A 25,484-nucleotide genomic window follows, 5' to 3' on the forward strand; every position below is an offset into this window, starting at 1 on the left:
CCAATCTGCCGCCGGGACGCGGCGGCTGCGGTCGGTGCCGGTGCGGCGGGGTGCGTCAGGGTGCGGCCGTGGCGCACGCCGACGCCACGAAGGAGGCGAGCCGGCGGACGCCCTCCTCGATCTCGGAGGTGGACAGGTAGCTGCAGGACAGCCGGAGCAGGCGGGTGCCGGAGCCGTCCGGGTAGAAGGAGCTCATCGGGGTCCAGAGCACCCCGAACTCGCGGGCCGAGCGCTCCAGGGCCCGCTGGTCGGCGGTGAACGGGACCGTCATGGTGAGGAAGTAGCCGCCGGCGGGCCGGTTCCAGCCGATGCCCAGCTCCGCCCGGCGGGCGGCCGGGAAGTGGCGCTCCAGCTCGGCCAGCAGGGTCTCCAGGTTGGCCCGGTAGAAGGCGATGGCCCCGGCGTTGGCCTCGCGCAGCCGGAAGCCGCTGTCGATGAGCAGCCCGCCGATGACCGCCTGGCTGAGCGTCGGGGTGTTCACCGTGGTCATGCTCTTGATCTTCGACAGTTCGTCGGCCAGCAGCGTCCGCCGGCCGTCGGCGCCGCGCACCTCCTGGTCGGCCACCACGTAGCCGACCCGGGCGCCGGGGAAGGCGGTCTTGGCGAACGACCCCAGGTAGACCACCCGGCGGCCGGTGTCCATCGACTTGAGCGTCGCGGCCGGCTCGCCCTCCCGGCTGAAGAAGCCGTACGGGTTGTCCTCCAGGAGCAGCAGGTCCTCCGCCTCGGCCACGTCGAGCAGGTCCCGGCGCGCGCCGTGGGACAGGCTCGTGCCGGAGGGGTTGGCGAAGTCGGGCACCAGGTACAGCGCCCGCGGGCGCCGCCCCTCGGACCGGACCCGCCGGGCGGCCTCGGCGACCGCGGCCGGGTCGAGGCCGTGCGGCCCCTCGGGGACGGTCACCACCGGGATGCCCAGCAGGCTCGCGGCGCCCGTGACGCCCACGTAGCACGGGGAGCTGACCAGCAGGACGTCCGCCGGGGTGGCGCACAGGGCGCGCAGGGCGATCAGCATGCCCTCCTGGCACCCGACGGTGACCACGACGGACTCCGGCGGCACCACGATGGACTCGTCGTTGGCGATGGTCCGGGCGACCAGGTCCTGGATGAGGCCGCTGGTGCGCCCGTACTGGAAGAGCTCGGTGTCGACCTGCCGGCCGGTGTAGCCGCGCTCCTTGCGCAGGTGGTCGGTGTAGACGGTGAGCCAGTGGGTGACCTGCTGGACGTCGAAGAAGCCCTCGTAGGGCCGGCCCGGGGCGAAGGAGAGCGCGTCGGGGAAGCGGCCGGTCACCTCGTTGAGGAAGTTCATCGCGTCGAGCAGCGGGTCGGAGACCGAGCCGTGCAGCTCCGCGAGGTCCAGCACCGCCGGGGCGTGCGCGGCGGGCTCGGAGGCGGCAAGCACGGACGCGGCGGGCTCGGGCGCGGCGAGCGCGTCGCGCAGGAAGCCGGCGGCCTGCGCGAGCGCCTGCCGGCCCGCGTCGAGGACGCCGCCCATGGCGAAGAAGCCGTGCACGACGCCCGGGTAGCGGGTGAGTTCGGCCGCGACCCCGGCCGCGGCCAGTTTCCGCGCGTACGCCTCGCCCTCGTCCCGGAGCGGGTCGTACTCGGCGGTGATCACCAGCGCGGGCGGCAGGCCGCCGTGGTCGGCGGCGCGCAGCGGTGAGGCCAGCGGGTCCGAGCCGTGCTCGGGGTCGGCCAGGTAGTTGTCCCAGTACCACTGCGCGGAGCGGGCGTTGAAGAAGTACGGGTCGTTGTTCTCGCGCCGGGACGGGGTGTCGGAGCGGTAGTCGGTGTTGGGGTAGACGAGCAGCTGGGCGGCGATCTCCGGCCCGCCGCCGTCCCTGGCGCGCAGGGTGACGCCGGCCGCGAGGTTGCCGCCGGCGCTGTCGCCGCCCACGGCCAGGCGGTCCGGGTCGAGTCCGAGTGCGGCGCCGTGCCGGGCGATCCAGTCCACGGCGGCGTGGCAGTCGTCCACGGCCGCGGGGAACTTGTGCTCGGGGGCGAGCCGGTACCCGACGGCCACCACCGCGCAGCCGGCGGCGTTGGCCAGCGACCGGCAGATCGCGTCGGAGGTGTCGATGGTGCCGAGGGTCCAGCCGCCGCCGAAGAAGTAGACCAGGACGGGCAGCGTCCCTGCGGGCCGCGGCCGGTAGATCCGGATCGGCAGGTCGCCGTCCGGCCCGGGGATGCTCCGGTCCTCCACCAGGGCGACCGGCTCCGGGGTCCCGGCGGTGGCCAGGATCGCCGCGAGGTCCTGCGCGCGGGCCTCCTCGACGGTGTAGTTGTACAGCTGGCGGTGTCCGCCCGCTTCCCGGGCCGCGCGGATCGCCTGGACCTGCGGATCGAGTGGCATGAGTGTCTCCACGGAGGGGTTCAGGTACGGGTCGGGGACGGTGGGGTGCCGGGGACGACGACGGTGGCCGGGGCGCCGGCCGCGCCGGGGGACCACACGCCGACCGCCAGGCAGAGCCCGGGCGGGGCCTGCGGCAGGCAGAGCGCGAGGTCGGGCCGGGTCGGCAGCGGGGCGAGCAGGCCGGTGGGCGGGGTCCCGAGCGGCAGGACGCGGCGGCGCATCCCGCCGCCGCGCAGCCCGGTGCCCAGGGCCTTGCCGAGCGCCTCCTTCTGCACCCACAGCCGCAGGAAGGCCGTCGGCTGCTCCGGGCCGGGCTGCCGTTCGAGCCACTCGGCCTCCGCCGGGTCGAACCAGCGGCGGGCCAGGCCGGCGGTGGGCAGCGGCCGGATGCGCTCCACGTCCACGCCGACCGGCCCGAGCCGGGTGAGGGCCGCGGCCACGGTGTCGCGCCCGTGGCTGAGCGCGATGTGCAGCGGACGGTCGGCGCCCTCCGCCACCGGCGGGCCGACGCCCTCCAGCACCGGCCGGCCGCCCGGCTCGCGGGCGATCCGCAGACCGGCCCGGGGCACGCCGAGGGTGTCCGCGGCGGCTTCGAGCAGGACGGTGCGGACGGTCCGGCGGGCGTCCGGCCCGGCGGCGGCCAGCAGGACGGTGACCCCCGCCGCCGGCGCCGCGGTCGGGCCGGTCACCGGTGCGGGGTGGGCCAGTTGAGGGCCACGGCCCGCTCGGCGAGCATCAGCACCGGCAGGTGCGTGGTGGCGCGCGGGCTGACCGGCATGACGGAGGCGTCGACGACCAGCAGCCCCTCGACGCCGTACACCCGGCAGCGGCCGTCCACCACGGCGTCCGGGGCGTCGGCGGGCGCCATCCGGCAGGTGCCCACCGGGTGGTTGTAGATCGCCGGGTGGTGGCGCACCGCCTCCTCGAGGTCGGCGTCGGCGACCTCGGGGCCGGGGCGGAGCTCTCCGGTGAGCAGTTCGCGCAGCGCCGCGGTGTCGGCCAGCCGGCGGGCCGTCCGGACGCCGGCCGCGACCCGGCGGGCGTCCTCCGGGTCGCGGTAGAAGCCCATGTCGATGACCGGCTGGTCGGCGGAGTCCGGGGAGGCCAGCCGGACCGAGCCGGTGGACCTCGGCTGGACCAGGCCGACCATCATGATCATGTCGTAGCCGGTCGGGTGGGGTCCGCGGCTCAGGGTGGGGGCGGCGGCCCGGGCCTGGACGTGCAGGTCCACGTCGGGGGCGTCGGGCGAGCTGCGCAGCGACAGCATGGTGCGCAGGCGCGGGGCCGGGTAGTCGCCGGGGCGGGCCGCGAACACGGTGCGGTACGCCGGGTGCTCGACCAGTCCGGAGCCGACCCCCGGCCGGTCGCGGACCACCGTGATGCCCAGCTCGCGCAGGTGGGCGGCGGGTCCGATGCCGGAGCGCTGCAGGATCGCCGGGCTGCTGTAGCTCCCGGCGGACAGCACCACCTGACGGGCCCTCAGCTCCTCCCCGGTGCCCAGCCGGACCCCGACCGCCCGGCCGTCCTCGACCAGCACCGAGTGGACCTCGCAGTCGGCCCGCAGCCGGAGGTTCGGCCGCTGCAGGGCCGGGGCGAGGTGGGTGAAGACCGCGTTCTCGCGGCGGCCGCCCAGCTGGTTGAGCGGTGCCACGCCGACGCCCTCGGCGGTCGGGTCGTTGAAGTCGGCGACCGCCTTGTGTCCCTCGCTGCGGCAGGCCGCCAGGAAGCTGCGCTGGGCGTCCGTCAGCTCCTCGGCGCCGCCGCGCCGGACCGGCACCGGGCCGGAGCGGCCGTGCCAGCGGGGGTCGCCGTCCGGGTCGTCCTCCAGCTGCCGGTAGAAGGGCAGCACCTGCTCCCAGGACCAGTCCGGGAGCCCCTGGGCGGCCCAGGCCCGGTGGTCGGCCGGGCGGCTGCGCAGGGCCAGGCAGTAGTTGACGGCGGAGGAGCCCCCGACGACCTTCCCGCGCAGCAGCCCGACCGGACGGCGGGTCCCGGGCGGGACGGCCTCGCGGTAGCCCCAGTCGTGGTCGGCGGGCATCGCGGCGGCGTCGAGCAGCTGCTCGGGCCACTGCCCGTCGGCGGTGTAGTCGGGGCCGGCCTCCAGCAGCAGGACCTCCCGCTCCGGGTCCTCGCTGAGCCGCGCGGCCACGACGCACCCCGCCGAGCCCGCCCCGACGACGACGACATCCAACTCCATGGCTACTCCGTAAGGTGATAGTCGGCCCGGGAAGGCCGGGCGGCTCAGCGGTAGAAGCGGTAGAGGGCCTGGGCGACGCAGGCGGGCTTCGGGCCGTCCTCCACCTCGACGGTGAAGTCCAGTGCCAGTTCGAGGCCCTTGGGGACGTCCGTCACCGAGGCGATCCGGGCCGCCAGCCGGATCCGCTGGCCGGTGCGGACCGGTGCCGGGAAGCGGACCTTGTTCAGACCGTAGTTGACGGCCATTCCGGCGCCCTTGACCTCCAGCAGCTCCAGGAAGAGCGGGATGAGCAGGGAGAGCGTCAGGTAGCCGTGCGCGATGGTGCCGCGGAAGGGGCTGGCGGCGGCCTTCTCCGGGTCGACGTGGATCCACTGGTGGTCGTCGGTGGCGTCGGCGAAGGTGTCGACGCGGTCCTGGGCCACCGGCATCCAGCCGGTGTGGCCGAGGTCGAGGCCGGCCAGGTCCTTGAGTTCGTCCATGGTGTGCACGTGGGTGGGCATGTCGATCCTTCCGAACCGTTGCGTGGGGGCACCGCGGAGGCGGGTGCCGGGGCGTCAGGGGAGCTCGGCCAGCCGGTGCCGCAGGAGCTTGCCGAGCGCGTTGCGGGGCAGGGCCGGCAGGAACCGGACGGCCCGGGGGACCTTGTAGCCGGCCAGCCGGCCGCGGAGGAACTCGAGCAGTTCCGGCCCGTCGGCGCGGGCGCCCGGGCGCAGCACCACCGCGGCGTGGCCGCTCTCGCCCCACTTCGGGTCGGGGACGCCGAACACCGCGCACTCGGCGACGGCGGGGTGGCCGTGCAGGACGTTCTCGACCTCGGCCGGGTAGATGTTCTCCCCACCCGAGATGATCATGTTCTTGAGCCGGTCGACGATCCGGACGCAACCGTCCCCGTCGCGCACCCCGACGTCGCCGGTGCGCAGCCAGCCGCCGGACAGGACGGCGTCGGTGGCGTCCGGGTCGCCCCAGTAGCCGGCCATCACGTTCGGCCCCTCCAGCAGGAGTTCGCCCTGCTCGCCGTCGGCCGCGCCGGCCGCCCCGGCCGGGTCCGGGCCGGCGACCCGGAGGTCGGAGAAGAAGTTGGCGGCGCCCACCGACCCGGCCTTGGCCGCCGCCCGCTCCGGTTCCAGCACCGTGGCGCACGGGGAGCTCTCGGTCATGCCGTAGCCCTGGACGAAGGGCAGCCCGCGGTCGAGGTAGGCGCGGACGGTGCGGTCGGCGGCCGGGGCGCCGCCGCTGAGCACGATCCGCAGGCTGCTCAGGTCGGCCGTCGCCCAGCCGGGCGCGGCGGCCGTCGCCTCGTGCATGGTGGGGACGGCGAACACGAAGTCGACCCGTTCCCGCTCGATCAGTTCGAGGGCGCGCCGCGGGTCGAAGCCGTCCTCCAGCAGGACCTTCCCGCCCTTGAGCAGGGTGGGCAGGCAGATCAGGTTGAGCGCCGCCGCGTGGAACAGCGGGGCGTGCACCAGGGACACCCCGTCGGAGCCCAGGTCGAGGTCGACCAGCAGGTTCATGCAGTTCCACACGACGTTCCCGTGGGTCAGCACGGCGCCCTTGGGACGGCCGGTCGTCCCCGAGGTGTACATGATCAGGCAGGGGTCCTGGTGGCCGACCGGCAGGTCGACGGGCTCCGGCGGCGCGGCCAGCAGTTCCTCGTACCCGGTGTCCCCGGCCGCCGGGCGGGCGGCCTCCAGCGCGACGAACCGCCGCACCGGCGTACCGGTCCGCAGCCCGGCCACCACCTGCGCGTGGCCGGGCGCGTGCACCAGGACGGAGCTGCCCGAGTCGGTCAGGACGTGGGCCAGTTCGGGCCCGGCGAGGCGGGTGTTGAGCGGCACGAACACCGCGCCGAGCAGCCCGCAGGCGAACAGGGTCTCCAGGAAGGCCGGGTGGTTGCCACCGAGGTAGGCCACCCGGTCGCCGCCGCGGACCCCGAGCGTGCGCAGCCCGTTCGCGGCCCGCAGCACCCGTTCGTGGAGCTCCCGGTAGGTGACGGGGCGGTCCCGGTGGAGCAGGGCCACCCGGTCCGGGGAGCGCCTGGCCCGGCGGGCCGGCCACGAGCCGATCCCGTGGTTGCGCACCCCGGGCTCTCAGTCCTTGACCAGGCCGAGCAGGCGGGCCGCGTTCCCCTTGAGGATCTTCGGCCGCACCTCCGGCTTGATGTCGAGCTTCTCGAAGTCCGCCAGCCAGCGGTCCGGCGTGATCATCGGGAAGTCGGATCCGAACAGCATCTTGTCCTTGAGCAGGGTGTTCGCGTACTGGACCAGCTGCGGCGGGAAGTACTTCGGGGACCAGCCGGACAGGTCGATGTAGACCAGCGGCTTGTGGTTGGCCACCGCCAGCGCCTCGTCCTGCCACGGGAAGGAGGGGTGCGCCATGATGATCGGCAGGCCCGGGAAGTCGGCGGCGACGTCGTCGATCAGCAGCGGGTTGGAGTACTTGAGCCGGATGCCCGCGCCGCCCGGCGCGCCCGCCCCGATGCCGGTCTGGCCGGTGTGGAAGAGCGCCGGGACGCCCAGCTCCTCGATCGCCTCGTACATCGGGTACGCGGAGCGGTCGTTGGGGAAGAAGCCCTGGACGCTGGGGTGGAACTTGAAGCCCCGGACGCCGAACCGCTCGACCAGCCGGCGCGCCTCGCGGGCGCCGAACCGGCCCTTGGCCGGGTCGATGCTGGCGAACGGGATCAGCACGTCCGGGTTCGCGGCCGCGACCTCGGCGACCTCCTCGTTGGGCACCGCCGGAGCGCCGGTGGCGGCCTCGGCGTCGACCGGGAAGATCACGCAGGCCATCTTCCGCTCCCGGTAGTAGCCGGCCATGTCGGCGGCGTTCGGGTAGCGCTTGCGCTCCACCTTGAAGTACGCGGCGGACGCCTCCTCGATCTCGTCCGGCAGGGAGTTGCGGCCCTCCAGCGAGACCTGCGCGTGGGTGTGCATGTCGATGGCGACGAGGTCGTCCACGTCGAGCGGTGTCATCTGCTTCTCCTGGTGGTTTCCGACGGGCGGCACGGGCGGTGGCGGGGTCAGGAGGACAGCTGCTGGAGGGCGGCGATCCCGTACGACTGCGGCTCGGCGCCGACCGAGGTGGGCCAGGCGGTGGCGATCGCGTCCGCGCTCCAGCCGCCGTCGGTGAAGGCCGCCGCCACCTCCTCGGGGTGCGACCACAGGGTGAGCTTGTCGCCGCCGATGCCGACGCACTGGCCGTTGACGTCCTTGGCCGCGTCGGAGGCGAGGAAGACCACGGCGCCCGCCACGTCCTCGGCGGTGCCGAAGCCGATGCCCTTGCGCAGGAAGTCGGGCAGCGGGGTGCCGTGCTGCTCCCAGGCGTCGATGTGCGGCGCGAAGGCCGGGATGGTCTTGGTCATGGCGGTCGCCGCGTTCGGGATCACCGCGTTGACCGTGATGCCGGCCCGGGAGAGCTCCATCGCCCAGGTGCGGACCATCGCCGCGATGCCGGCCTTGGCGGCCGCGTAGTTGGTCTGCCCGAAGTTGCCGCGCTGCCCGGCCGGGGAGCCGGCCAGGATGAGCCGGCCGCCCCCGCCCTGCTCGCGCATCCGGACGGCGGCGGCCCGCGCGCAGACGAAGGTGCCGCGCAGGTGCACCCGGACGACGTCGTCGAAGTCCTCGTCGGTCATCTTCCACAGCACCCGGTCGCGCAGGATGCCGGCGTTGGTGACCATCACGTCGAGGCGGCCGAAGCCGTCGACGGCGGCGGCGACCAGCGCGTCGGCGGACGCGCTGTCGCCGACCGCGGCGACCACCGGGACGGCCCGGCCGCCGACGGCGGTGATCTGCTTGACGGTCTGCTCGGCCGCGTCCGCGTCGACGTCGTTCACCACGACGGCCGCGCCGCTCGCGGCGAGCGCCAGCGCGTACGCCGCGCCGAGCCCGCGTCCGCTGCCGGTGACGACTGCGACCTTGCCGGTGAGCTCCATTGATCTGCCCTTTCGTTGCGACGGATGAGCGGGACGGTGCGCGGTCAGCCGGCCTGGCCGGACCGGGCCGCCTCGGCGGCGGCCATGTCCTCCACCAGGCGCCGCGCGCGCAGGGTGCCGGCGTCGTTGCGCAGGTTGACGGTCGGGCGGCCGGGGTTGCGGCGCATCACCGAGTAGGCGCCCTCGATGGCCCCGCTGTCCTCGGCGAAGACGTTGGCGAACTTCTTCTGCAGCACCTCGTCGTAGCCGGGCTCGTCGCGCCGGAACTTGCGGGCGAAGGCCCAGAAGTACCAGGTGGTGTGCTCGGTCTCCGGGGTGCCGAAGTTGAGGTTGCAGCCCTGGGCGCCGTGGCTGCGGTCGCCGCCCGGCGCGCCGGTGCCCACCGGGGCCACCCCGACGTCCAGGACGGTGGAGGCCGGCGGCTGGAACCTGATGATCTGCCAGCGGTCCACGTTGCCGTCCTGGTTGAGCGCCTCGCGCCACAGCGGGGCGGCGTCGTGGTCCAGGATCCAGCGGGTGACCAGCACCGACTTCTCGTCGCCGGTCACGCTGATCGGGTTCGCCTGGATGTTGTCGTCGCCGAGGCTGCCGATGTGGACGTAGGTCTCGTGCGTGGTGTCGATCAGGTTGTCGGCCAGCAGGGTGTAGTTGGCCTGCAGGTGGATCGTCCCGTGGACGGACGTCCAGTCCGGGTGGTCGTTGCGCTCGAAGATGTCCTGGATCAGGTCGGGGTCGGCGAGCTCCGCCTCGCCCGGCCAGACCCAGACGTAGCCGTGGCGCTCGACGCAGGGGAACGCCCGGACCCTGGCCGCGGCCGGGACGTTCGCCTGGCCGGGGGCCTCCACGCAGCTCCCGTCGGCCTCGAACCGCAGCCCGTGGTACATGCAGCGCAGGGTGCAGTCCTCCTCCAGCCGTCCGAGCGCGAGCGGCATCTGCCGGTGGCAGCAGCGGTCCTCCAGTGCGGCGGGCCGGCCCTCGCGGTCGCGGAACAGGACCATCGGCTCGTTGCAGATCGTGCGGGAGAGGATCTCCCCGGGCGGGACCTCCTCGGGCCAGGCGGCGACGTACCAGGCGTTCATGATCAGCGTCATGGCTTCCCCCTTCAGGATGGTGAGCCCTCGGCGCGGGCGGCCACGACGGGGCCGGCCGGCCGGGGGAGCGGGGCCGGAGTCTTCGCGGACTCGGCCGGGGCGTGGAAGTAGTCGTCGGTCCGGGTCTCGTCGGCCCCGTCCGGCACCCGCAGGGCGCGGCAGGCCAGGGTCACCAGGACGGTCACCACGAGGTTGACGACCAGGGCGAGCACGCCGACGTACATCGTCATGTGCGTGTGGAAGCCGAGTTCGGACAGCGGGAGGGCCGAGCCGCCGAAGTGGGCGTGGTGGGTGGCCGGGTTGGGGATCCGGTAGAGCATCCACAGGCTGGCCGCCATGCCGAGCACCCAGCCCGCCAGCAGGCCGGTGCGGTGGAACCACCGGACGACCACCCCGAGGCCGACCGCCGGGAGCGTCTGGAGGATGATCACGTTCCCGATCAGCTGGAAGTCGGTGGAGAACTGCGGGGTGAGCATCAGGGTGCAGATCAGGGCGCCCAACTTGACGGCCAGCGAGGCGAGTTTGGACACCCGCGCCTCCTCGGCGGGCGTCGCCCGGGGCCGCAGGAACTCCCGGTAGATGTTCCGGGTGAACAGGTTGGCCGCGCCGATCGACATGACGGACGCCGGGACGAGGGCGCCGATGCCCACCGCCGCGAACGCGATGCCGGCGAACCAGCCGGGGAACATCTGGTGGAAGAGCAGCGGGACCACGGTGTTGGAGTCGGTGCCCCCGTCGGCGGTGCCGAGCGGCACCACCCCGGCGGCCAGGGCCATCAGCCCCAGCAGCGCGATGAAGCCGACCGCCAGGCTGTAGGCCGGCAGCGCCGCCATGTTCCGCTTGATCACCTTGCGGTCGCGGCTGGCCAGCGCGGCGGTGCTGGTGTGCGGGAAGAGGAACAGCCCCATCGCCGAACCGAGCGCCAGCGAGGCGTAGTTGAGCTGCCCCTGGGGGGCCAGGGCGGTCCTCCCGGTGCCGGACGCGGAGAGCTTGTGGCCGGCCGTGTCGAAGATGTGCCCCCAGCCGCCGAGCTTCAGCGGGATGAACACGATCGCGGCGATGACCACCGTGTAGACCAGGACGTCCTTGACGATGGCGATCAGGGCGGGGGCCCGCAGGCCGGACTGGTAGGTGAACCCGGCCAGCCCGACGAAGGCGACCGCCACCGGCCACTGCCCGTCCACGCCCATCGTCCGCAGCACCGCCTCGATGCACATCAGCTGCAGGGCGATGTAGGGGAGGGTGGAGAGGATGCCGGTCACCGCGACGCACAGCGCCAGCGCCCGGGAGCCGAACCGGCCGCGGACGAAGTCGGCGGTGGTGACGTACCCCTTGGCCTTCGACACCGACCAGAGCCGGACGAGCAGCAGGTAGACCATCGGGTAGACGATGGCCAGGTCCGGCAGCGAGAAGAAGCCGGCTCCGCCCACGTGGTAGATCAGGGCCGGGATGGCGACGAAGGTGTACGCGGTGTAGAGGTCGCCGCCGATCAGGAACCAGGTGATCCAGCTCCCGAACTGGTGGCCGCCGAGGCCCCACTCCTTGAGGTCGTCCATGGCCCGGGTGCGGCGCCACCGCGCGGCCAGGAAGCCCAGCACCGTGACGGCGAGCAACAGCACGGTGAACACGGTGAGTTCGGTGACGTCAAGCTTCATCGGACGCTCCGCCCCGCCGGGTCGCCAGGTAGACGGCGGACGTGCAGGCCGCGGCGAAGGCGACCAGGAGCAGTTGGAACCAGTAGAAGAACGGGATGCCGGCGAGCCGGGGTTCGTCCCGGTTGAAGGTGAAGGTGAGCAGCGGCGCGATCGCCGCCGGGGCGAGCAGCCAGTTCCAGGGGCTGCGGTCGCGTCTCGCGGGTGAGGGTTCGGCGGACGAGGAGTCCGAGGTGGCCGTGACCACGCTTCCTCCGTCGGGTCAGAGGGCGGCAAGTGACGTCAAACAAAGTGAACGATCGATCGGGCAATGTCAAGAGTCCTCAATTCCCCATACCGGGCAGCACTCTTGAGTAACTGATGGTACGTTCGGTCAGTTATATCGTCGTCACCGGCTGTGAGAAGAGAGTGAAAGCCATGGCTGTTTCGCGCACGGCGGCAGGTGTCAGCAGCGGCATCGTCACCGGCCTGGCCTGGGGCTGCATGTTCGCCGTCGCCAAGTCCGCGTACGGGCACCTGGACCCGTTCCACCTGACGGCGGTCCGGTTCGTGCTGGCCGCCGCCATCTTCTGCGTCCTGCTGCTGGTCCGGGAGGGGCGCGCCGCCTTCGCCTTCGAGGGACGGCTGGGCAGCCTGTGGGTGCTGTCCACGATCGGCTTCGCGGGCTTCAACTTCTGCACCTACGTGGGCCTGGAGAGCATCCCCGCGCAGAGCTCGGCCCTGATCATGGCGACCATGCCGCTGGTGACCGTGCTGGTGATGTGGGGGCGCACCCGCAAGGCGCCGCCGCTGGTCACGCTGGCCCTGGTGCTGACGGCGCTGCTCGGCGTCGCCATGGTGCTGGGCAACGGCAACCCGGCCAAGGTCGTCACCGGCGGCGTCGGCTACGGCGGCCTGCTGACCCTGGTCGGGGTGGCCGGCTGGATCCTCTACACCACCGGCGCCGCCGGCTACCCGTCCTGGTCGCCGCTGCGCTACACCACGCTGACCTGCCTGCTCGGCACCGCCAGCATCGTGGTGATCACCGTCGCCGCCTCGTTCACGGGCTGGATCCCCAACCCCGGCCCGCGCGAGTACCCGGCCGTGTGGTGGCAGATCCTGTACGTGGTGGTCGCCGCGACCACCGTCGCCGCCCTGACCTGGAACACCGCCTTCCGCAACCTCGGGCCGTCGAACGGCGTGCTGTTCATCAACCTCGTCCCGATCACCGCCTTCGTGGTCCAGGCGTTCCGCGGCCACCGGCCGACCCCCTACGAGATCGCCGGGGTCTGCGTCGTCCTGGCCGCCCTGGCCGCCTCCAACCTCTACTCCCGCCGCCGGGCCGCCGCCCAGGCCGCGCAGGCCGCCCCGGCGGCGGCGGCCGAGCCCACCCCGCAGGCCGCCGCGGGCCGGTAGCCGGGCATGACGTCCCGGCCGCCGCGTTCCGACCATGACGTAAGCTGCACGACACCCAACGACCAAGAATCCGGGTGCCGAGCGAGCAGACCGGGCACCACCCCGGTCCGCCGGCCGCACGGCCGGACCTTCACCAGGGGCGCCCACCGCTCTGCCCGGCTCCGCCCCGCAGCCAGACGGATGGAGCCAACATGATCGATCCCCGGACCGACGGTCGCATCCTCCGCGGCAACCAGACCCGACGGACGATCGTGCGCCGGGCCGTCGACATCGCCTCCGTCGAAGGACTGGACGGCCTGTCGATCGGCCGGCTCGCGGCCGACCTGAAGCTCAGCAAGAGCGGCGTGTTCGCCCTCTTCGGCTCGAAGGAGGACCTCCAGCTCGCCGCGGTACGGGCCGCCACGAAGATCTACACCGAGCAGGTGGTGGATCCCTCGATGGAGGTGACGCCCGGACTGGGGCGGGTCTGGACCCTCTGCGAGCGGTGGCTGGACTACTCGGAACAGCGCGTGTTCCCCGGCGGCTGCTTCTTCTTCTCCGCGTCGGCCGAGTTCGACTCCCGGCCCGGACGGGTCCGCGACGCCGTCGCGGACGCCAGCCGGACCTGGCAGCAGATCATGGCGCGGACCATCACCGACGCGGTCCAGATCGGCGACATCACCTCCGGCACCAACAGCGACCAGCTCGCCTACGAGCTGATCGCCCTGCTCGAGGCCGCCAACGGGATCGCCCTGCTGCACGACGACCCCGCCGCCTACGTCCGCTCCAGGATGGCGATCCGCGCCCGGCTCAGCACGGTCTGCACCTCGCCCGCGCTGCTCCCCTAGACCCCGGCGCCCCGGCCGGCCCCACCCCCCTCCGCGGTGGGCGCCGGCCGCTCGCTGCCCGCCAGTTGACGACTTCTGCATGTCGTCAATTGCCAACTTGACGTACCGCCGGCTTCCAGAATTCTCACTGGCGGCCCTTGGCCGCCCCCGGTCACGGATGGTAAAAATGTATGACCGTTCGGTCAGACTTTCGCACCCAGGCTCCCGGAGCAGCAGGGCGGCCTGGTCCGACCGCACCACTGGGGAGAAGCATGGACAGACAGGGTGCGAAACCCCTGCTCGTCCGGGACTACGAGGACCTGGCCAGGGCCCGGCTCCCGGCGGACGTCTGGGACTTCATCAGCGGCGGCAGCGGCACCGAGTCCACCCTGACCGCCAACCGGGCCGCCCTGGAACGGATCCGGCTGCGCCCGCGCGTGCTCACCGACGTCACCGCGTGTGACCCGGGGACCGAACTGCTGGGCGCCAGGATCGCCGCGCCGATCGGGATCGCGCCCATGGCCTACCACCGGCTGGCCTGCCCCGAGGGGGAGACGGCGACGGCCCGGGCCGCCGGGCTGGCCGGCGTCCCGCTGATCGTCAGCATGTTCGCCAGCCGCACCCTCGCGGAGATCGCCGCCGCGGGGTCCGGCCCCCTGTGGCTGCAGCTGTACTGGCTGCGGCAGCGGGAGTTGCTGACCGGGCTCGTCCGCCGCGCGGAGGAGGCCGGCTTCGGCGCGCTGGTGCTCACCGTCGACGCGCCGCGCGTCGGCCGGCGCCTGCGGGACGTCCGCAACGGGTTCGTCCTGCCCCCCGGCGTCCACGCGGCGAACGTGGCCCCCGGAGCGATGGCGGCCTCGCACCGCGCCGCGCCCGACGCCTCGGCGATCGAGCGGCACGCCCGGGAGCAGTTCGACTCCTCGATCACCTGGAAGGACCTGGCGCAGCTCCGCGCGCTCACCACCCTCCCCCTGGTCCTGAAGGGGATCCTGACGGCGGAGGACGCCCGGCTGGCCCTCGACCACGGCGTGGACGCCGTCATCGTCTCCAACCACGGCGGCCGCCAGTTGGACGGCGCGGTGGCGAGCGCACAGGCGCTGCCCGAGATCGCCGCGGCGGTGGGCGGCCGCTGCCGGGTCATCGTCGACGGCGGGATCCGGCACGGCACGGACGTCCTGAAGGTGCTCGCCCTCGGAGCGGACGCCGCACTGGTGGGCCGGCCGGTCCTGTGGGGGCTCGCCCAGGGCGGCGCCCAGGGGGTCTCGGACGTGCTGGGACTGCTCCGGGACGAGCTGGAAGAGGCGATGGCGCTGTCCGGGCGGCCGCGGATCGCGGACGTCGACCGGTCCGCCGTCGTGCTTTAGAAAGAATCCGCCCCGGCCCCGTTCATATATCTCCCGGAATATTTTCTGACCCCCCTTGCGCACCGACCGCCCACCCGCAAGGATGAATTCGTCTTCGTTTTCGAATCGCAATGAAAACCGCCCGGTGATGCGCATTCTCCCGGGCGCCTCCCAGCCAGAACGCCGAAACATTGGCTCGTCCCGTCAGCCCGGCATATCAGGTTTCATGGAGGAATCACAATGCATCGATCGTCTTCACCGGAAGCACCGGGCGATTGGGTCGACCGGTTACTCCTGGCCGGCCCGGAGCAGGATATCTGCCTGGAGTTCGACCGGCCGATTTCCCGGGCCGAGCTGCGTGCATCGGTTTCCGAACGGCAGCGGGCGCTCGCCGGGGCCGGCCTCGCGGCCGGCGGGGCGGTGGCGCTGAGGCTGCCGCCGTCGCTCGCCTGCGTCACCGAACTGCTGGCCGCCTGGCGGCTCGGCGCCCAGGTCGCCCTGCTGGACCACCGGCTCACCGAGCACGAGGTCTCCCGGGCGCTGGAGCGGCTCGCCCCGCAGTTCCTGGTCGAGCCGAGCCGCCCGCCGACCGCCGGCGCCCTGCGCGGCTACCTCTCCGTCGAGGCGCGGATCGTCGCCCTCCCCGGCCGGCCGGCCGACGGCGACCACGTCCTGGTCCAGCTGAGCTCCGGATCGACCGGCCCGTCCAAGGTGATCGGCCGCACGGCGGCCGACCTGGCCGCCGAACTCGGGCGCTACGACCTGATCGAGGGCTTCCCGGGCCGCGGCCACCGGGTCGTGGTGCTGGCCTCGCTGGTGCACGTGCTGGGCCTGGTCGGCGGCCTGCTGCACAGCCTGCACGCGGGTGCCCGGACGGTGGTGCCGGAGCGGTTCAGCGTCGACGGGATCCTCCGCGCGCTGGCGGCCGCCGAGGAGCCCACCACCGTCCTGGGCGTCCCGTTCCACGCCGAGATCCTCGCCTCGGTCGCCGCCCCGCCCCCGCTCCCCTTCCTGACCGGCATGATCACCGGCGGCGAGCCGGTGCGCCAGGAGGTCTGGGAGGCGTTCACCACCCGCTACGGCGCGACGCTGGGCAACATGTACGGCATGACCGAGGCCGGCGTGATCGCCACCGACGTCACCGGCCGGCACCGGCCGGAGCTCGCCGTCGCGCCCGGCATGGAGGTCCGGGTGGAGGCGGGCGAGATCCTGATCGGGCGGCCCGCCTCGCCCTACCTCGGCGCCGCCGGCCCGAGCCGCTGGGCGGACGGGTGGCTGCGCACCCGCGACGCCGGCGCCGTCGACCCCGTGACCGGCCGGCTGGCCGTCCGGGGCCGGCTCGACTCCCAGGTCTCCATCGGCGGCCTCAAGGTCGACCTGGCCGAGGTGGAGCAGACCGTCCGGTCGCTGCCGCAGGTGCGCGAGGCCGTCGTGCTGCACGGCAGCCACATCGAGGCGTACCTCGCCCTCGCCGAGCCGGCCCCGGTGGCCGAGCTGGAAGAGGCCCTCGCGGCCCGGCTCGCGGCCTACAAGCGGCCCCGCCGCCTGCACGTCCTGCCGGACCTGCCCCGCACCGGCACCGGGAAGCTCGTCCGGGACCCGGCGGCGCTGCGCGCGGCCGCCGGACAGCCCGCCTCCTGACTCCCCCTCCTCCCCCGCGCCCCGGCGGCCCGCCGCCCCGGTTCGCACCGCTCCGCACCCGTCCGCATCCTTCGTGTACATGACAAGGAGTCCCCATGAGCGCCGACATCAACCGGTTCATCGTGAAGAGCCTGGCCGAGATGAACTACGACACCTCCGAGATCTCCGACGAGACCCCGCTCGGCCCGTCCGGCCTCGACCTGGAGTCGCTCGCCCTCGCCGAGATCGCCATCCAGGTCGAGGACGAGTACGGCGTGCGGATCGACGAGGACGAGACCGAGCAGCTGGCCCTGATGACCCTCGGCGAGCTCGCCGCCGAGATCGCCCGCCGGGCCTCGCTCATCCAGGCCGGGGGCAAGTGAGCATGGGCCGGCCCCCGCGCATCGACCGCACCGAGGTGCTCGCGCTGCTCGCCACCTACCGCGAGCGGGCGGCGCAGGACGGGGTCGAGCAGATCGACTCGCTGGAGCTCGCCTGGCTGATCCACCAGGTCGAGCAGCGCTACCAGGTCCAGCTCGACCTCGGCGACGACCAGCTCGTCCGGATGGCCACCGTGCCCGGCGCGGTCGGCGTCCTGGACGAGCAACTGCAGGAGTGCGGCCATGGCTGACCCCGTCCCCGACCTCGAACCCGTGATCACCGGCCTGTCGGCGCTCTCCGCCTGCGGCCGGGGCGCCGAGGTCCTGTACGAGCGGGCGGCGGCCGGCGAGCCGGCCTTCGGGCCGGTGACCCGGTTCGACGTCAGCCGGTTCCGGGCCGGCGCCGCCGCCCAGCTGCCCGGGAACCCGGTCCTCGCCGACGAACTGGCCGCGGTGACCGAGGAGGCCTGCACCGCCGCCCGGCTGTCGGCCGGGCAGCGGGCCGGCAGCCGGCTGCTGCTGGCCGGCCACACCGACCCGGCCGCCGCCCGGCTGCCCGCCGCCGACCGGGCCCGGCGCACCCCGGCCGCCGACGCCCGGACCCTCGCCGACCGCTGCGGGCTGCGGGCCGGCCACCGCGCCTACACCACGGCGTGCGTGGCCGGGAGCACCGCCGTCGCGGACGCCGCCGCGGCGATCCGCACCGGCTCCGCCGAACGCGTCGTGGTCGCGGCCGGCTACCTGGTCGACGAGGAGCACTTCGCGCTGTTCGACGCCGGACGGGCGCTCGCCCCCGACGGGCGGGTGCGGCCGTTCAGCGCGGGCCGCCAGGGCATGGTGCTCGGCGACGGCGTGGCCGCCGTGGTGCTGGAGTCGGCCGCCGCGGCCCGCCGCCGCGGCGCCCCGGTGCTGGCCCGGCTCGCGGGCTGGGGCCGGGCCGGCGACGCCCACCACGTCAGCCAGCCGCACCCGCAGGGCACCGGGCTCGCCCGGGCCGTCCGCAACGCCCTGCACCGGGCCGGCCGGCGGCCCGAGGACATCGGCTACGTCAACGCGCACGGCACCGGCACGGCGGCCAGCGACGCGGCCGAGACCGTCGGCCTCCGGGCGGCGCTCGGCGACCGGGCCGCGCTCGTCCCGGTGAGCTCGTCCAAGTCGGTGCACGGCCACACCCTGGAGTCCTCCGGACTGCTCGAACTCGTCGTCACCGTCGGCACGTTGCGGGCCGGCCGGCTGCCCGTCAACGCCGGCTACCTGGGGGCCGACGAGCGCTGCGGGCTCAACCTGGTGACCGAAGGCCCGCACCGGGCCGCCCCCCGCTACGCGCTGAGCCTGAACGCCGCCTTCGGCGGGGCCAACACCGCGCTCCTGGTCGGTGCCGCGTGAGCCCGACCGCCCACCGGGCCGGGGCCGCCGCCGACAGCCCGGCCACCCGGCAGGCCGGGGCCACCGCCGACCACCTGACGGCCCGTCGGGCCGGGGCCGCCGCCAACACCGTCCGGGCCCGGGCCGCCTGGCCCGAGCCCGGCGAGACCGGGGCGCCCGCCATGCCCGCCGGGTTCATCGCCTCGACCTTCCCCGCCCTGGTCGCCACTGTCGCCGACCGCTGCCTGCGGCGCGGCTACGGCGAGCCGGGCGCTCCCGCCGCCGGGGGCGGGGAGCGGCGCACCGCCGTCGTGCTGGTCAGCGAGCGCGGCGACCAGGGCACCCTCGATGCGGTCGCCGCCGCGGTGGACGGCGGCCGCCGGATGCAGCCGCTGCTGTTCTTCCAGTCCGTGCCCAACGCCGTGCTCGGCTGGGTCGCGGCCCGCTGGGCGCTGGTCGGCCCCGTGGTGTGCGTCAGCCCGGGCGGCGACCCGGCCGCCGAGGGCCTGGAGCTGGCCGACCTGCTGATCGAGGACGGCGACGCGGACGACGTGCTGCTGCTCCTGGCCGACCAGGCCGCCGGGCCCGACCACCCGGACCGCGCGACCGCGTTTCTGATCACCCGACCGTCGTGAGCAGGCCCGGAAGGGTCCTGACCCAGGAGATGACATGAGCCTACGCACGATCCGCGCCGAGCTCGCGGCGGACCCGCAGCTCGGGACCGGCAACGTCCTCACCACGCTCGTCGCCCGCGGCGAGGGGCTCGACGAGCCGTCGCTCACCTTCGACACCGACGTCGACGGCCACCCGGCGCTGCACGCCCTGACCCTGCGCGAGCTCGACCAGCGGGTCGCCGCCCGGGCCGCCGCGCTGCACGCGCTCGGCATCCAGCCCCGGGACCCGGTCGCCGTCCAGGTCACCGCCGGTGCCGACCAGGTCCTCAACTTCCTGGCGCTGGCCCGGCTCGGCGCCATCCCGGCACTGGTCAACGGCAGGCTCCCGGCGGAGCCCGCCGCCGAGTTCATCCGCCGGCTGCGGGCCGCCGCCCTGCTGACCGACGCCGCGCACCGCACGGCCTTCGGCGACCGGGACCTCGGCGTCCCGCAGGTGATCGACGTCGCCGGGCTCGGCGCCGGCGACCCGGCCGCGGCCCCCGCCCCGTTCCGCCACCGCCCCGGCGACCCCGCCGTCATCACCCACTCCTCCGGCACCACCGGCCTGCCGAAGGCCGTGGCGCACTCGCACGCCAGCCTGTTCGCGTCCGTCCGCCACCGGCTCACCCTGCCCCGGGCCCAGGGCGTCGAACGGCTGCTCGGCGCGCTGCCCCCCGCGCACGCCGCCACCGTCATCGCCGTCAACCTGGCGCTGGCCAACCGGTCCGAGCTGCTGGTGCTCTCCGAGCCGAGCGGGACGACCGTGCTGGCGGCGATCGAGGGCTGGCGCCCCACCGGCGTGCTCGGCTTCGCCGCCATCTGGTCGGAGCTCGCCGCCGTCGACCTGACCACCCGCGAGACGGACTCCGTCCAGCTCTGGTGGAACACCGGCGACTGCGCCCACGAGGCCCACATCCGGCGGCTCGTCGCGGTCGGCAGCCGCCGGGTGGCCGCCCGCGGCGGCGGCCGGGTCCAGCCGGGCTCGGTGTTCATCGACGGCCTGGGCTCGACCGAGATGGGCCACTCGCAGTTCTTCATCACCCACACCCCGGAGACCGAGCGCTACGGGCGGTGCATCGGCAAGCCGCACACCTTCTCCGACGTCGCGGTGCTGGACGAGGCCGGCGAGCCGCTCGGCGTCGGCGAGGTCGGGCAGCTCGGGGTCAACGCGCCGACCCTGGCCCTCGGGTACTGGAACGACTCGGTCACCACCTGGCGCACCCGGCTGAACGACTACTTCCTCACCGGCGACCTGGTCTACCGGGACGAGGCCGGCTACTACTACCACGTCGACCGGATGGTCGACTCGGTCGACCTGGGCGGCGGCCGGCGGCTGTTCACCGCCGCCTGCGAGGAACGGGTGCTCGCCGCCCTGCCCGACGTGCTGGAGTGCACCGTGGTCGCGGTCGCCGGACCCGCCGGCGCCGACAGCCACGTACTGCTGGTGCTCACCGCGGACGCCGACCCTGCCGTCGACCGGACCGCCGCGGTGCTCGCCGCGCTGGAGGAGCACGTCGCGGCGACCGTCCGCGGCGTCGTCGTGGTGGACCCGGACCGGCTCCCGCTCGGCCCGACCGGCAAGGTCCGCAAGCTGCTGCTGCGCGAGCGCTACCTCGCCGGGCAGCTGCTCGCCCCGACGGGCGGTGCCGCATGAGCGAGGACCGCCGTCCCCGGGCCGTGGTCACCGGCATCGGGCTGATCAGCTCGCTCGGCCGCGGCGCCACCCGGACGTTCGAGGCCCTGTGCGCCGGCCACTCCGGCCTGCGCCGCCCGGGCGAGCAGCACCCGGTGGCCGGTTCGGTCGACGTCGCGGGCATCGCCCCCGGGCTGGAGGCGGCCGCCCTGCTGCCGCCCAGCGAGGGCCGGTTCGTGGACCGCTACGCGCTGCTGGCCCTGGCCGCCGCGGACGACGCGCTCGCCGACGCCGGCCTGGTGGTCGGCCGGGACGCGGACCCCTGGCGCACCGGCGTGGTGGTCTCCAGCGGCGGCGGCGGCCTGGAGACGTACGAGGAGCAGGCCCGCGGCCGGCACGCCCGCGGCCGCACCGCCGTCAGCCCCTACCTGCTGCCCGGCATGCTGCCCAACATGGCGGCCGCCAGGATCGCCATCAAGCACGGCATCCGCGGGCACAGCGCGGCGATCGCCACGGCCTGCGCGGCCGGGGCGCAGTCCGTCGCGGAGGCGCTGCGGCTGATCCGCGGCGGGGAGGCGGACGTGGTGGTCTGCGGCGGCTCGGACGCGCCGCTGCACCCCACGATCGCCGAGGCGTTCGGCAACGCCCGGGCGCTCGCCCACGGCTTCGCCGACCCGCGCGAGGCCAGCCGGCCCTTCGACACCCGGCGCAACGGCTTCGTCCTCGCCGAGGGCGCCGGCGTGCTGGTGGTGGAGCGGGCCGAGCACGCCGCGGCCCGCGGCGCCGCCGCCTACGCCGAGCTGCTCGGCTGGGGCGCCACCACGGACGCCTACCGGCCGACCACCCCGCGCCCGGACGGCGAGGGCGCGGTGGAGTGCATGCGCCGCGCCCTCGCCGACGCCGGGCTGTCCCCGGCCGACGTCGGCTACGTCAACGCGCACGGCACCGGTACCAAGCTCGGCGACGTCGCCGAGGCGAAGGCGATCCGGGAGGTGTTCGGCCCGCACTCGCCGGCCGTCGGCGCGACCAAGTCGATGACCGGCCACCTGCTGGGCGGCGCCGGCGCGGTGGAGGCGGCCATCACCGCCCTGGCCCTGGCCACCGAGGCGCTGCCGGCCACCCGCAACCTGGACACCGTCGACCCGGCCTGCGAGCTGGACCACATCCGCGGCAAGGCCCGGCTGACCCGGGTCAGCGCCGCCGTGTCCAACTCCTTCGCGTTCGGCGGGCACAACCTCGCCCTGGTGCTCGGCCCGGTCGAGGGCCGGGCCAAGGCCCTGGGCGAGGCGGGCCGGGACCGATGAGCGACGGCCGCGACGCCCCACCGGCCCCGCCGGCCCACCAGTTCTGGTGGCTGCACGACGCCCGCTGGTACCAGGGCGTGCTGAAGCGCTTCGGCCAGGACGCCGCCAACGAGATCAACGCCGAGGCGATCAAGTTCGTCGCCCGCCGGGCCGCCATGTGGTACCGCCGGCAGTCCGGGACGAAGTTCGACGAGATCCCGATGAAGGAGTTCGTCGAGCTCTTCGGCAACGTCCCGCCGCTGATGTGGACCGACGACATGTACGTCGCCGACCAGGTCCACCTCGGCGAGGAGGAGTGGGAGAGCGTCGTCCACTTCAACTACGCGCTGAAGATGCTCAGGGCCGCCCGGGCCCTGGACGGCTACGAGTGCCCGTGCCTGGAAATGCGCCAGGGCTGGTTCGAGGGACTGGGCGTGTCGGTGTGCGACAGCCGGGTCGAATGCCTGCGGACCGGCGGCGAGGCCTGCCGGTTCCTGGCCGTGCGGAACGGCCGGTCCGGAAAGACCGCGGAGTGACCGAGAATTCCCATCCGATTCATCCGACGTTGAGGGACGCATGGAAATCCAAGGAATAGACCACGTGGAATTCTACGTGGGCGACGCGCAGCAGTCCGCCTTCTACCTGTGCACCGCACTGGGATTCCGCCTGTGCGGGGAGACCGAGCCCACCGACCACCGCTCGCTGCTGCTCCGCCAGGGCGGCATCCAGGTGGTCCTCACCTCCGCGCTGTCCGAGCACCACCCGGCCGCCGAGTTCGTGCGGCGCCACGGCGACGGGGTCGCGGTGATCGCCCTGGAGACCGCCTCGGCCGCCGCCGCGTACGACACCGCCGTGGCGGCCGGCGCGGCCCCGCTCGCCGAGCCCGCCGTGTACGAGCACGAGGGGGCCCGGGTGGTCACCGCCGAGGTGGCGGCGTTCGGCGACGTGGTGCACCGCTTCGTCGAGAGACACTGCGGGCCCGAGGAGTTCCTGCCCGGCGTGATGAACGTGCTCGCCCCGGACCCGGAGCCCGGCGACGAACTGCTCAGCACCGTCGACCACTTCGCGGTCTGCCTGCCGGCCGGCGGGCTGCGGCCGACCGTCGAGCACTACCAGCGGGTCTTCGGCTTCCGGCAGATCTTCGAGGAGTTCATCGAGGTCGGCGACCAGGCGATGGACTCCAAGGTGGTGCAGAGCCCGTCCGGGCAGGTGACGCTGACCCTGATCGAGCCGGTCACCTCCAAGCGGCCGGGGCAGATCGACGAGTTCCTGGCCCGCCACAACGGCGCCGGCGTCCAGCACATGGCGCTGCTCACCGACGACATCGTCAGCACGGTCCGGACCCTGACCGGACGCGGCGTCACCTTCCTGCGCACCCCCGCCAGTTACTACGACCTGCTGGAGGAGCGGCTCGGCGAGCCCGAGGTGCGGATCGAGGAGCTGCGCGAGACCAACGTCCTGGTCGACCAGGACCACCACGGGCAGCTGTTCCAGATCTTCACCCGCTCCATGCACGTCCGCCGGACGTACTTCATGGAGGTCATCGACCGCCACGGCGCCCGGACCTTCGGCAGCGGCAACATCAAGGCCCTCTACGAGGCCGTCGAACGGGAGAAGGTCACCAGCTGACCCGCCCCGCCCGCCCGTTCCGACCCAGACGAACCCCTGGAGAACCCACCATGTCCGCACAGGAATTCCGGCTCACCGACGAGGAACTGGGACTGCTGCCCACCGACGAGGACGTCCGGTTCTACGCCGAGCACGGCTGGTACCTCAGCGCGAAGCTGTTCACCGACGAGGAGGTCGAGCGGCTGGAGGCGGCGAGCGAGCGGTTCTACGCCGGCCACCGCGACCGGACCCTGCCGGTGCGCCCGCCCAAGCTCGCCTACTGGGAGCCCGCCAAGGGCCAGGTGCAGCGCCACAACGACTACATCCACTACGAGGACGACACCATCGGGCGGATCCTGCGCAAGCCGCTGCTCGGCGCGGTCGCCGCCCGGCTCGCCGAGGCCGACGAGATCCGGGTGTTCCAGTCCACCCTGATCTTCAAGCCGCCCCGCCCGGAGGAGCAGAGCAACATCGTGCCGTGGCACTTCGACCGCCACTACTGGGCCACCTCCACCTCCGAGCGGATGCTCACCGCGTTCATCCCGTTCCACGACTGCGGCGAGGAGATGGGCACCATCACGATGGTGGACGGCAGCCACCGGTGGAAGGAGATCGGCGGGCGGGACACCACCTCGCTGCACTTCGCCGAGCGCAACCGCGACGAGCTCGACGCGATGCTCGAGGAGAACGCCGCGTTCAACGGCACCGAGGTGCGCAAGGTGCCGGTCGAGATCCCCAAGGGGCACGTGAGCTTCCACCACTGCCGCACCTACCACGGCAGCGGCGCCAACCGCAGCGACCGGCCGCGGCGGGCGATCTCCTTCCACCTGCAGGACGGCGGGAACCGGTTCCGCCGGTTCACCCGCTCCGACGGGAGCCTGGTGTCCTACAACCACGACGTCCTGGTGCGGCGCACCGCCGACGGCGACCCGGACTACGCCGACCCCGAGTTCCTGCCGGTCGTGTGGCGCGCAGAGGCCACCTGATGCGCAGCATCGCCGTGGTGGGCACCGGCCTGATCGGCACCTCGGTCGCCCTGGCCGCCCGCAGCCGGGGCCTGACCACCTACCTGCTCGACCGCAGCTCGCTGGCGGTCGGCGCCGCGGTGGCCCTGAACGCCGGGATCGCGGGGCCGCCGCCCGAACCGGTCGACCTGGCCGTCATCGCCGTCCCGCCGGCCCAGCTGGCGACGGTGCTGAAGGAGCAGCAGGACCGCGACCTCGCGCGCTGCTACACCGACGTGGTCAGCGTGAAGGCCCGGACCAGGCTGGCCGCGGCCCGGGCCGGGTGCGACCTGAGCCGCTTCGTCGGCGGCCACCCGATGGCCGGCAGCGAGCGGTCGGGGCCGTTCGCCGCCGCCGCGGACCTCTTCCAGGGGCGCAACTGGGTGCTGACCCCGACGGCGTCCACGGACCGGCAGGCGATCGACCTGGTGCTGCGCCTGGTCGCGCTCTGCGGCGCCACGCCCGTCCTGATGGAGGAGGAGGACCACGACCGCACCGTCGCGCTGACCTCGCACGCCCCGCACCTGGTGGCGAGCCTGCTGTCGGCCCGGCTGGAGTCGATCGGGCCGGCGACGGCCCAGCTGATCGGCCAGGGCCTGCGGGACACCACCCGGATCGCCGGCGGCAGCCCCGGGCTGTGGACCGACATCCTGGGCGCCAACGCGGTGGCGGTGGCCGAGATCCTGGACGGGTTCGCGCAGGACCTCGGCCGGGCCCTCGAAGCCCTGGAGCAGCTGGGCAGCGAGGACCCGGAGCACCGCCGCGGCGGCGAGCGGGTCCTCGGCGAGCTGCTCACCCGCGGCGTGGCGGGCCAGGACCGGATCCCGCCCCGCCGCGACGGGCGCGCCGGCACCCCGAGCAGCCGGGTCTCCGTGCCGGTGGCCAACCGGCCCGGGGACGTGGAGCGGCTGTTCGCCGACGTGTGGAGCACCGGGATGCACATCGTGGACCTGGCGGTCGACCACACGCCGGACGCCCCGGTCGGCCGGCTCGACCTGATCGTCGACCCCGAGGCGGCGGGCGACCTCGCCTCCCACCTCGCCAAGCGGGGCTGGGCGGCGCGCCGCTGACGTCCCGTCGGCTCCGGCCCGCGCCGCCGTCCACCGGGTGGAGCCCGTCCGCCGGTGGGCGGGCTCCACCCGGCCGGACGCGCGGCACCACCGTTCGCATCCGTTT

24 protein-coding genes are annotated in these 25,484 nt (G+C 74.1%); 14 read left to right on the forward strand and 10 right to left on the reverse strand.

Annotated features, from left to right (window positions below; all coding sequences use genetic code 11):
* Positions 1-55: 55 nt before the first annotated feature.
* Genes EDD39_RS41560 through EDD39_RS31120 form a run of 10 tightly spaced genes read right to left on the reverse strand, consistent with a single transcriptional unit; the run spans position 56 to position 11,465 of the window.
* Positions 56-2,350 carry an aminotransferase class I/II-fold pyridoxal phosphate-dependent enzyme gene (locus EDD39_RS41560; protein ID WP_123562432.1) on the reverse strand — a complete coding sequence of 765 codons (2,295 nt, stop codon included), beginning with the start codon at positions 2,348-2,350 and terminating at the stop codon, positions 56-58.
* 20 nt (positions 2,351-2,370) lie between these two features.
* Positions 2,371-3,039 (reverse strand): 4'-phosphopantetheinyl transferase family protein, encoded by a 669-nt coding sequence (locus EDD39_RS31080; protein ID WP_208765688.1) that lies wholly within the window; start codon positions 3,037-3,039, stop codon positions 2,371-2,373.
* Complete coding sequence (locus EDD39_RS31085; RefSeq protein ID WP_123562434.1) at positions 3,036-4,547, reverse strand: GMC family oxidoreductase; 1,512 nt, start codon at positions 4,545-4,547, stop codon at positions 3,036-3,038. Before EDD39_RS31085 ends, EDD39_RS31080 begins: the two co-directional genes overlap by 4 nt.
* A gap of 44 nt (positions 4,548-4,591) precedes the next feature.
* Positions 4,592-5,047, reverse strand: a complete 456-nt coding sequence (locus EDD39_RS31090; RefSeq protein WP_123562436.1) for a MaoC family dehydratase — start codon at positions 5,045-5,047, stop codon at positions 4,592-4,594.
* A 54-nt stretch (positions 5,048-5,101) separates the two neighbouring features.
* Entirely contained in the window at positions 5,102-6,625 is a 1,524-nt protein-coding gene (locus EDD39_RS31095; protein WP_123562438.1) for an acyl-CoA synthetase, read from the reverse strand.
* A 9-nt stretch (positions 6,626-6,634) separates the two neighbouring features.
* Positions 6,635-7,516, reverse strand: coding sequence for an amidohydrolase family protein (locus EDD39_RS31100; RefSeq protein WP_123562440.1), 882 nt, complete (start codon positions 7,514-7,516; stop codon positions 6,635-6,637).
* Positions 7,517-7,563: 47 nt separating this feature from the next.
* A complete protein-coding gene (locus EDD39_RS31105; protein ID WP_123562442.1) occupies positions 7,564-8,475 on the reverse strand; it encodes an SDR family oxidoreductase in 912 nt (303 codons plus the stop codon).
* Between the two features lie 44 nt (positions 8,476-8,519).
* Complete coding sequence (locus EDD39_RS31110) at positions 8,520-9,566, reverse strand: aromatic ring-hydroxylating dioxygenase subunit alpha (protein ID WP_123562444.1); 1,047 nt, start codon at positions 9,564-9,566, stop codon at positions 8,520-8,522.
* Between the two features lie 11 nt (positions 9,567-9,577).
* On the reverse strand, positions 9,578-11,221 hold the full coding sequence (gene mctP / locus EDD39_RS31115; RefSeq protein WP_123562446.1) for a monocarboxylate uptake permease MctP: 1,644 nt from the start codon (positions 11,219-11,221) through the stop codon (positions 9,578-9,580).
* Complete coding sequence (locus tag EDD39_RS31120) at positions 11,211-11,465, reverse strand: DUF3311 domain-containing protein (protein ID WP_123562448.1); 255 nt, start codon at positions 11,463-11,465, stop codon at positions 11,211-11,213. Before EDD39_RS31120 ends, mctP begins: the two co-directional genes overlap by 11 nt.
* A 170-nt stretch (positions 11,466-11,635) precedes the next feature.
* On the opposite strand from EDD39_RS31120, the gene EDD39_RS31125 reads away from it, so the two are divergent.
* The 14 genes from EDD39_RS31125 to EDD39_RS31190 all read left to right on the forward strand — a co-directional run bounded on the left by EDD39_RS31125 (position 11,636) and on the right by EDD39_RS31190 (position 25,378).
* Complete coding sequence (locus EDD39_RS31125; protein WP_162870264.1) at positions 11,636-12,613, forward strand: DMT family transporter; 978 nt, start codon at positions 11,636-11,638, stop codon at positions 12,611-12,613.
* 191 nt (positions 12,614-12,804) lie between these two features.
* Entirely contained in the window at positions 12,805-13,440 is a 636-nt protein-coding gene (locus EDD39_RS31130) for a TetR/AcrR family transcriptional regulator (RefSeq protein WP_123562452.1), read from the forward strand.
* A gap of 251 nt (positions 13,441-13,691) precedes the next feature.
* Positions 13,692-14,783 carry an alpha-hydroxy acid oxidase gene (locus EDD39_RS31135; protein ID WP_123562454.1) on the forward strand — a complete coding sequence of 364 codons (1,092 nt, stop codon included), beginning with the start codon at positions 13,692-13,694 and terminating at the stop codon, positions 14,781-14,783.
* 219 nt (positions 14,784-15,002) lie between these two features.
* Positions 15,003-16,403 carry a class I adenylate-forming enzyme family protein gene (locus EDD39_RS31140; protein WP_123562456.1) on the forward strand — a complete coding sequence of 467 codons (1,401 nt, stop codon included), beginning with the start codon at positions 15,003-15,005 and terminating at the stop codon, positions 16,401-16,403.
* Positions 16,404-16,498: 95 nt separating this feature from the next.
* On the forward strand, positions 16,499-16,765 hold the full coding sequence (locus EDD39_RS31145) for an acyl carrier protein (protein WP_123562458.1): 267 nt from the start codon (positions 16,499-16,501) through the stop codon (positions 16,763-16,765).
* 2 nt (positions 16,766-16,767) lie between these two features.
* A complete protein-coding gene (locus tag EDD39_RS31150; protein ID WP_123562460.1) occupies positions 16,768-17,013 on the forward strand; it encodes a hypothetical protein in 246 nt (81 codons plus the stop codon).
* A complete protein-coding gene (locus EDD39_RS31155; RefSeq protein ID WP_123562462.1) occupies positions 17,006-18,148 on the forward strand; it encodes a beta-ketoacyl-[acyl-carrier-protein] synthase family protein in 1,143 nt (380 codons plus the stop codon). Before EDD39_RS31150 ends, EDD39_RS31155 begins: the two co-directional genes overlap by 8 nt.
* Positions 18,145-18,762: a hypothetical protein gene (locus EDD39_RS31160; protein WP_208765689.1), complete on the forward strand. Its 618-nt coding sequence runs from the start codon at positions 18,145-18,147 to the stop codon at positions 18,760-18,762. The genes EDD39_RS31155 and EDD39_RS31160 overlap by 4 nt, the downstream gene beginning before the upstream one ends.
* A 34-nt stretch (positions 18,763-18,796) precedes the next feature.
* Positions 18,797-20,434 (forward strand): class I adenylate-forming enzyme family protein, encoded by a 1,638-nt coding sequence (locus EDD39_RS31165; RefSeq protein ID WP_123562464.1) that lies wholly within the window; start codon positions 18,797-18,799, stop codon positions 20,432-20,434.
* On the forward strand, positions 20,431-21,717 hold the full coding sequence (locus EDD39_RS31170) for a beta-ketoacyl-[acyl-carrier-protein] synthase family protein (RefSeq protein ID WP_123562466.1): 1,287 nt from the start codon (positions 20,431-20,433) through the stop codon (positions 21,715-21,717). Before EDD39_RS31165 ends, EDD39_RS31170 begins: the two co-directional genes overlap by 4 nt.
* Positions 21,714-22,232, forward strand: a complete 519-nt coding sequence (locus EDD39_RS31175; RefSeq protein WP_123562468.1) for a hypothetical protein — start codon at positions 21,714-21,716, stop codon at positions 22,230-22,232. Before EDD39_RS31170 ends, EDD39_RS31175 begins: the two co-directional genes overlap by 4 nt.
* Before the next feature lie 40 nt (positions 22,233-22,272).
* Positions 22,273-23,325, forward strand: coding sequence for a 4-hydroxyphenylpyruvate dioxygenase (gene hppD / locus EDD39_RS31180; protein WP_123562470.1), 1,053 nt, complete (start codon positions 22,273-22,275; stop codon positions 23,323-23,325).
* Positions 23,326-23,375: 50 nt separating this feature from the next.
* The gene (locus EDD39_RS31185) at positions 23,376-24,290 is read left to right on the forward strand and encodes a phytanoyl-CoA dioxygenase family protein (protein WP_123562472.1); all 915 of its coding nucleotides are present in this window, start codon (positions 23,376-23,378) and stop codon (positions 24,288-24,290) included.
* Complete coding sequence (locus EDD39_RS31190) at positions 24,290-25,378, forward strand: prephenate dehydrogenase (protein WP_123562474.1); 1,089 nt, start codon at positions 24,290-24,292, stop codon at positions 25,376-25,378. The genes EDD39_RS31185 and EDD39_RS31190 overlap by 1 nt, the downstream gene beginning before the upstream one ends.
* Positions 25,379-25,484: the final 106 nt, after the last annotated feature.

Origin of the sequence: Kitasatospora cineracea (genome assembly GCF_003751605.1) — a bacterium.
Classification (GTDB): domain Bacteria; phylum Actinomycetota; class Actinomycetes; order Streptomycetales; family Streptomycetaceae; genus Kitasatospora; species Kitasatospora cineracea.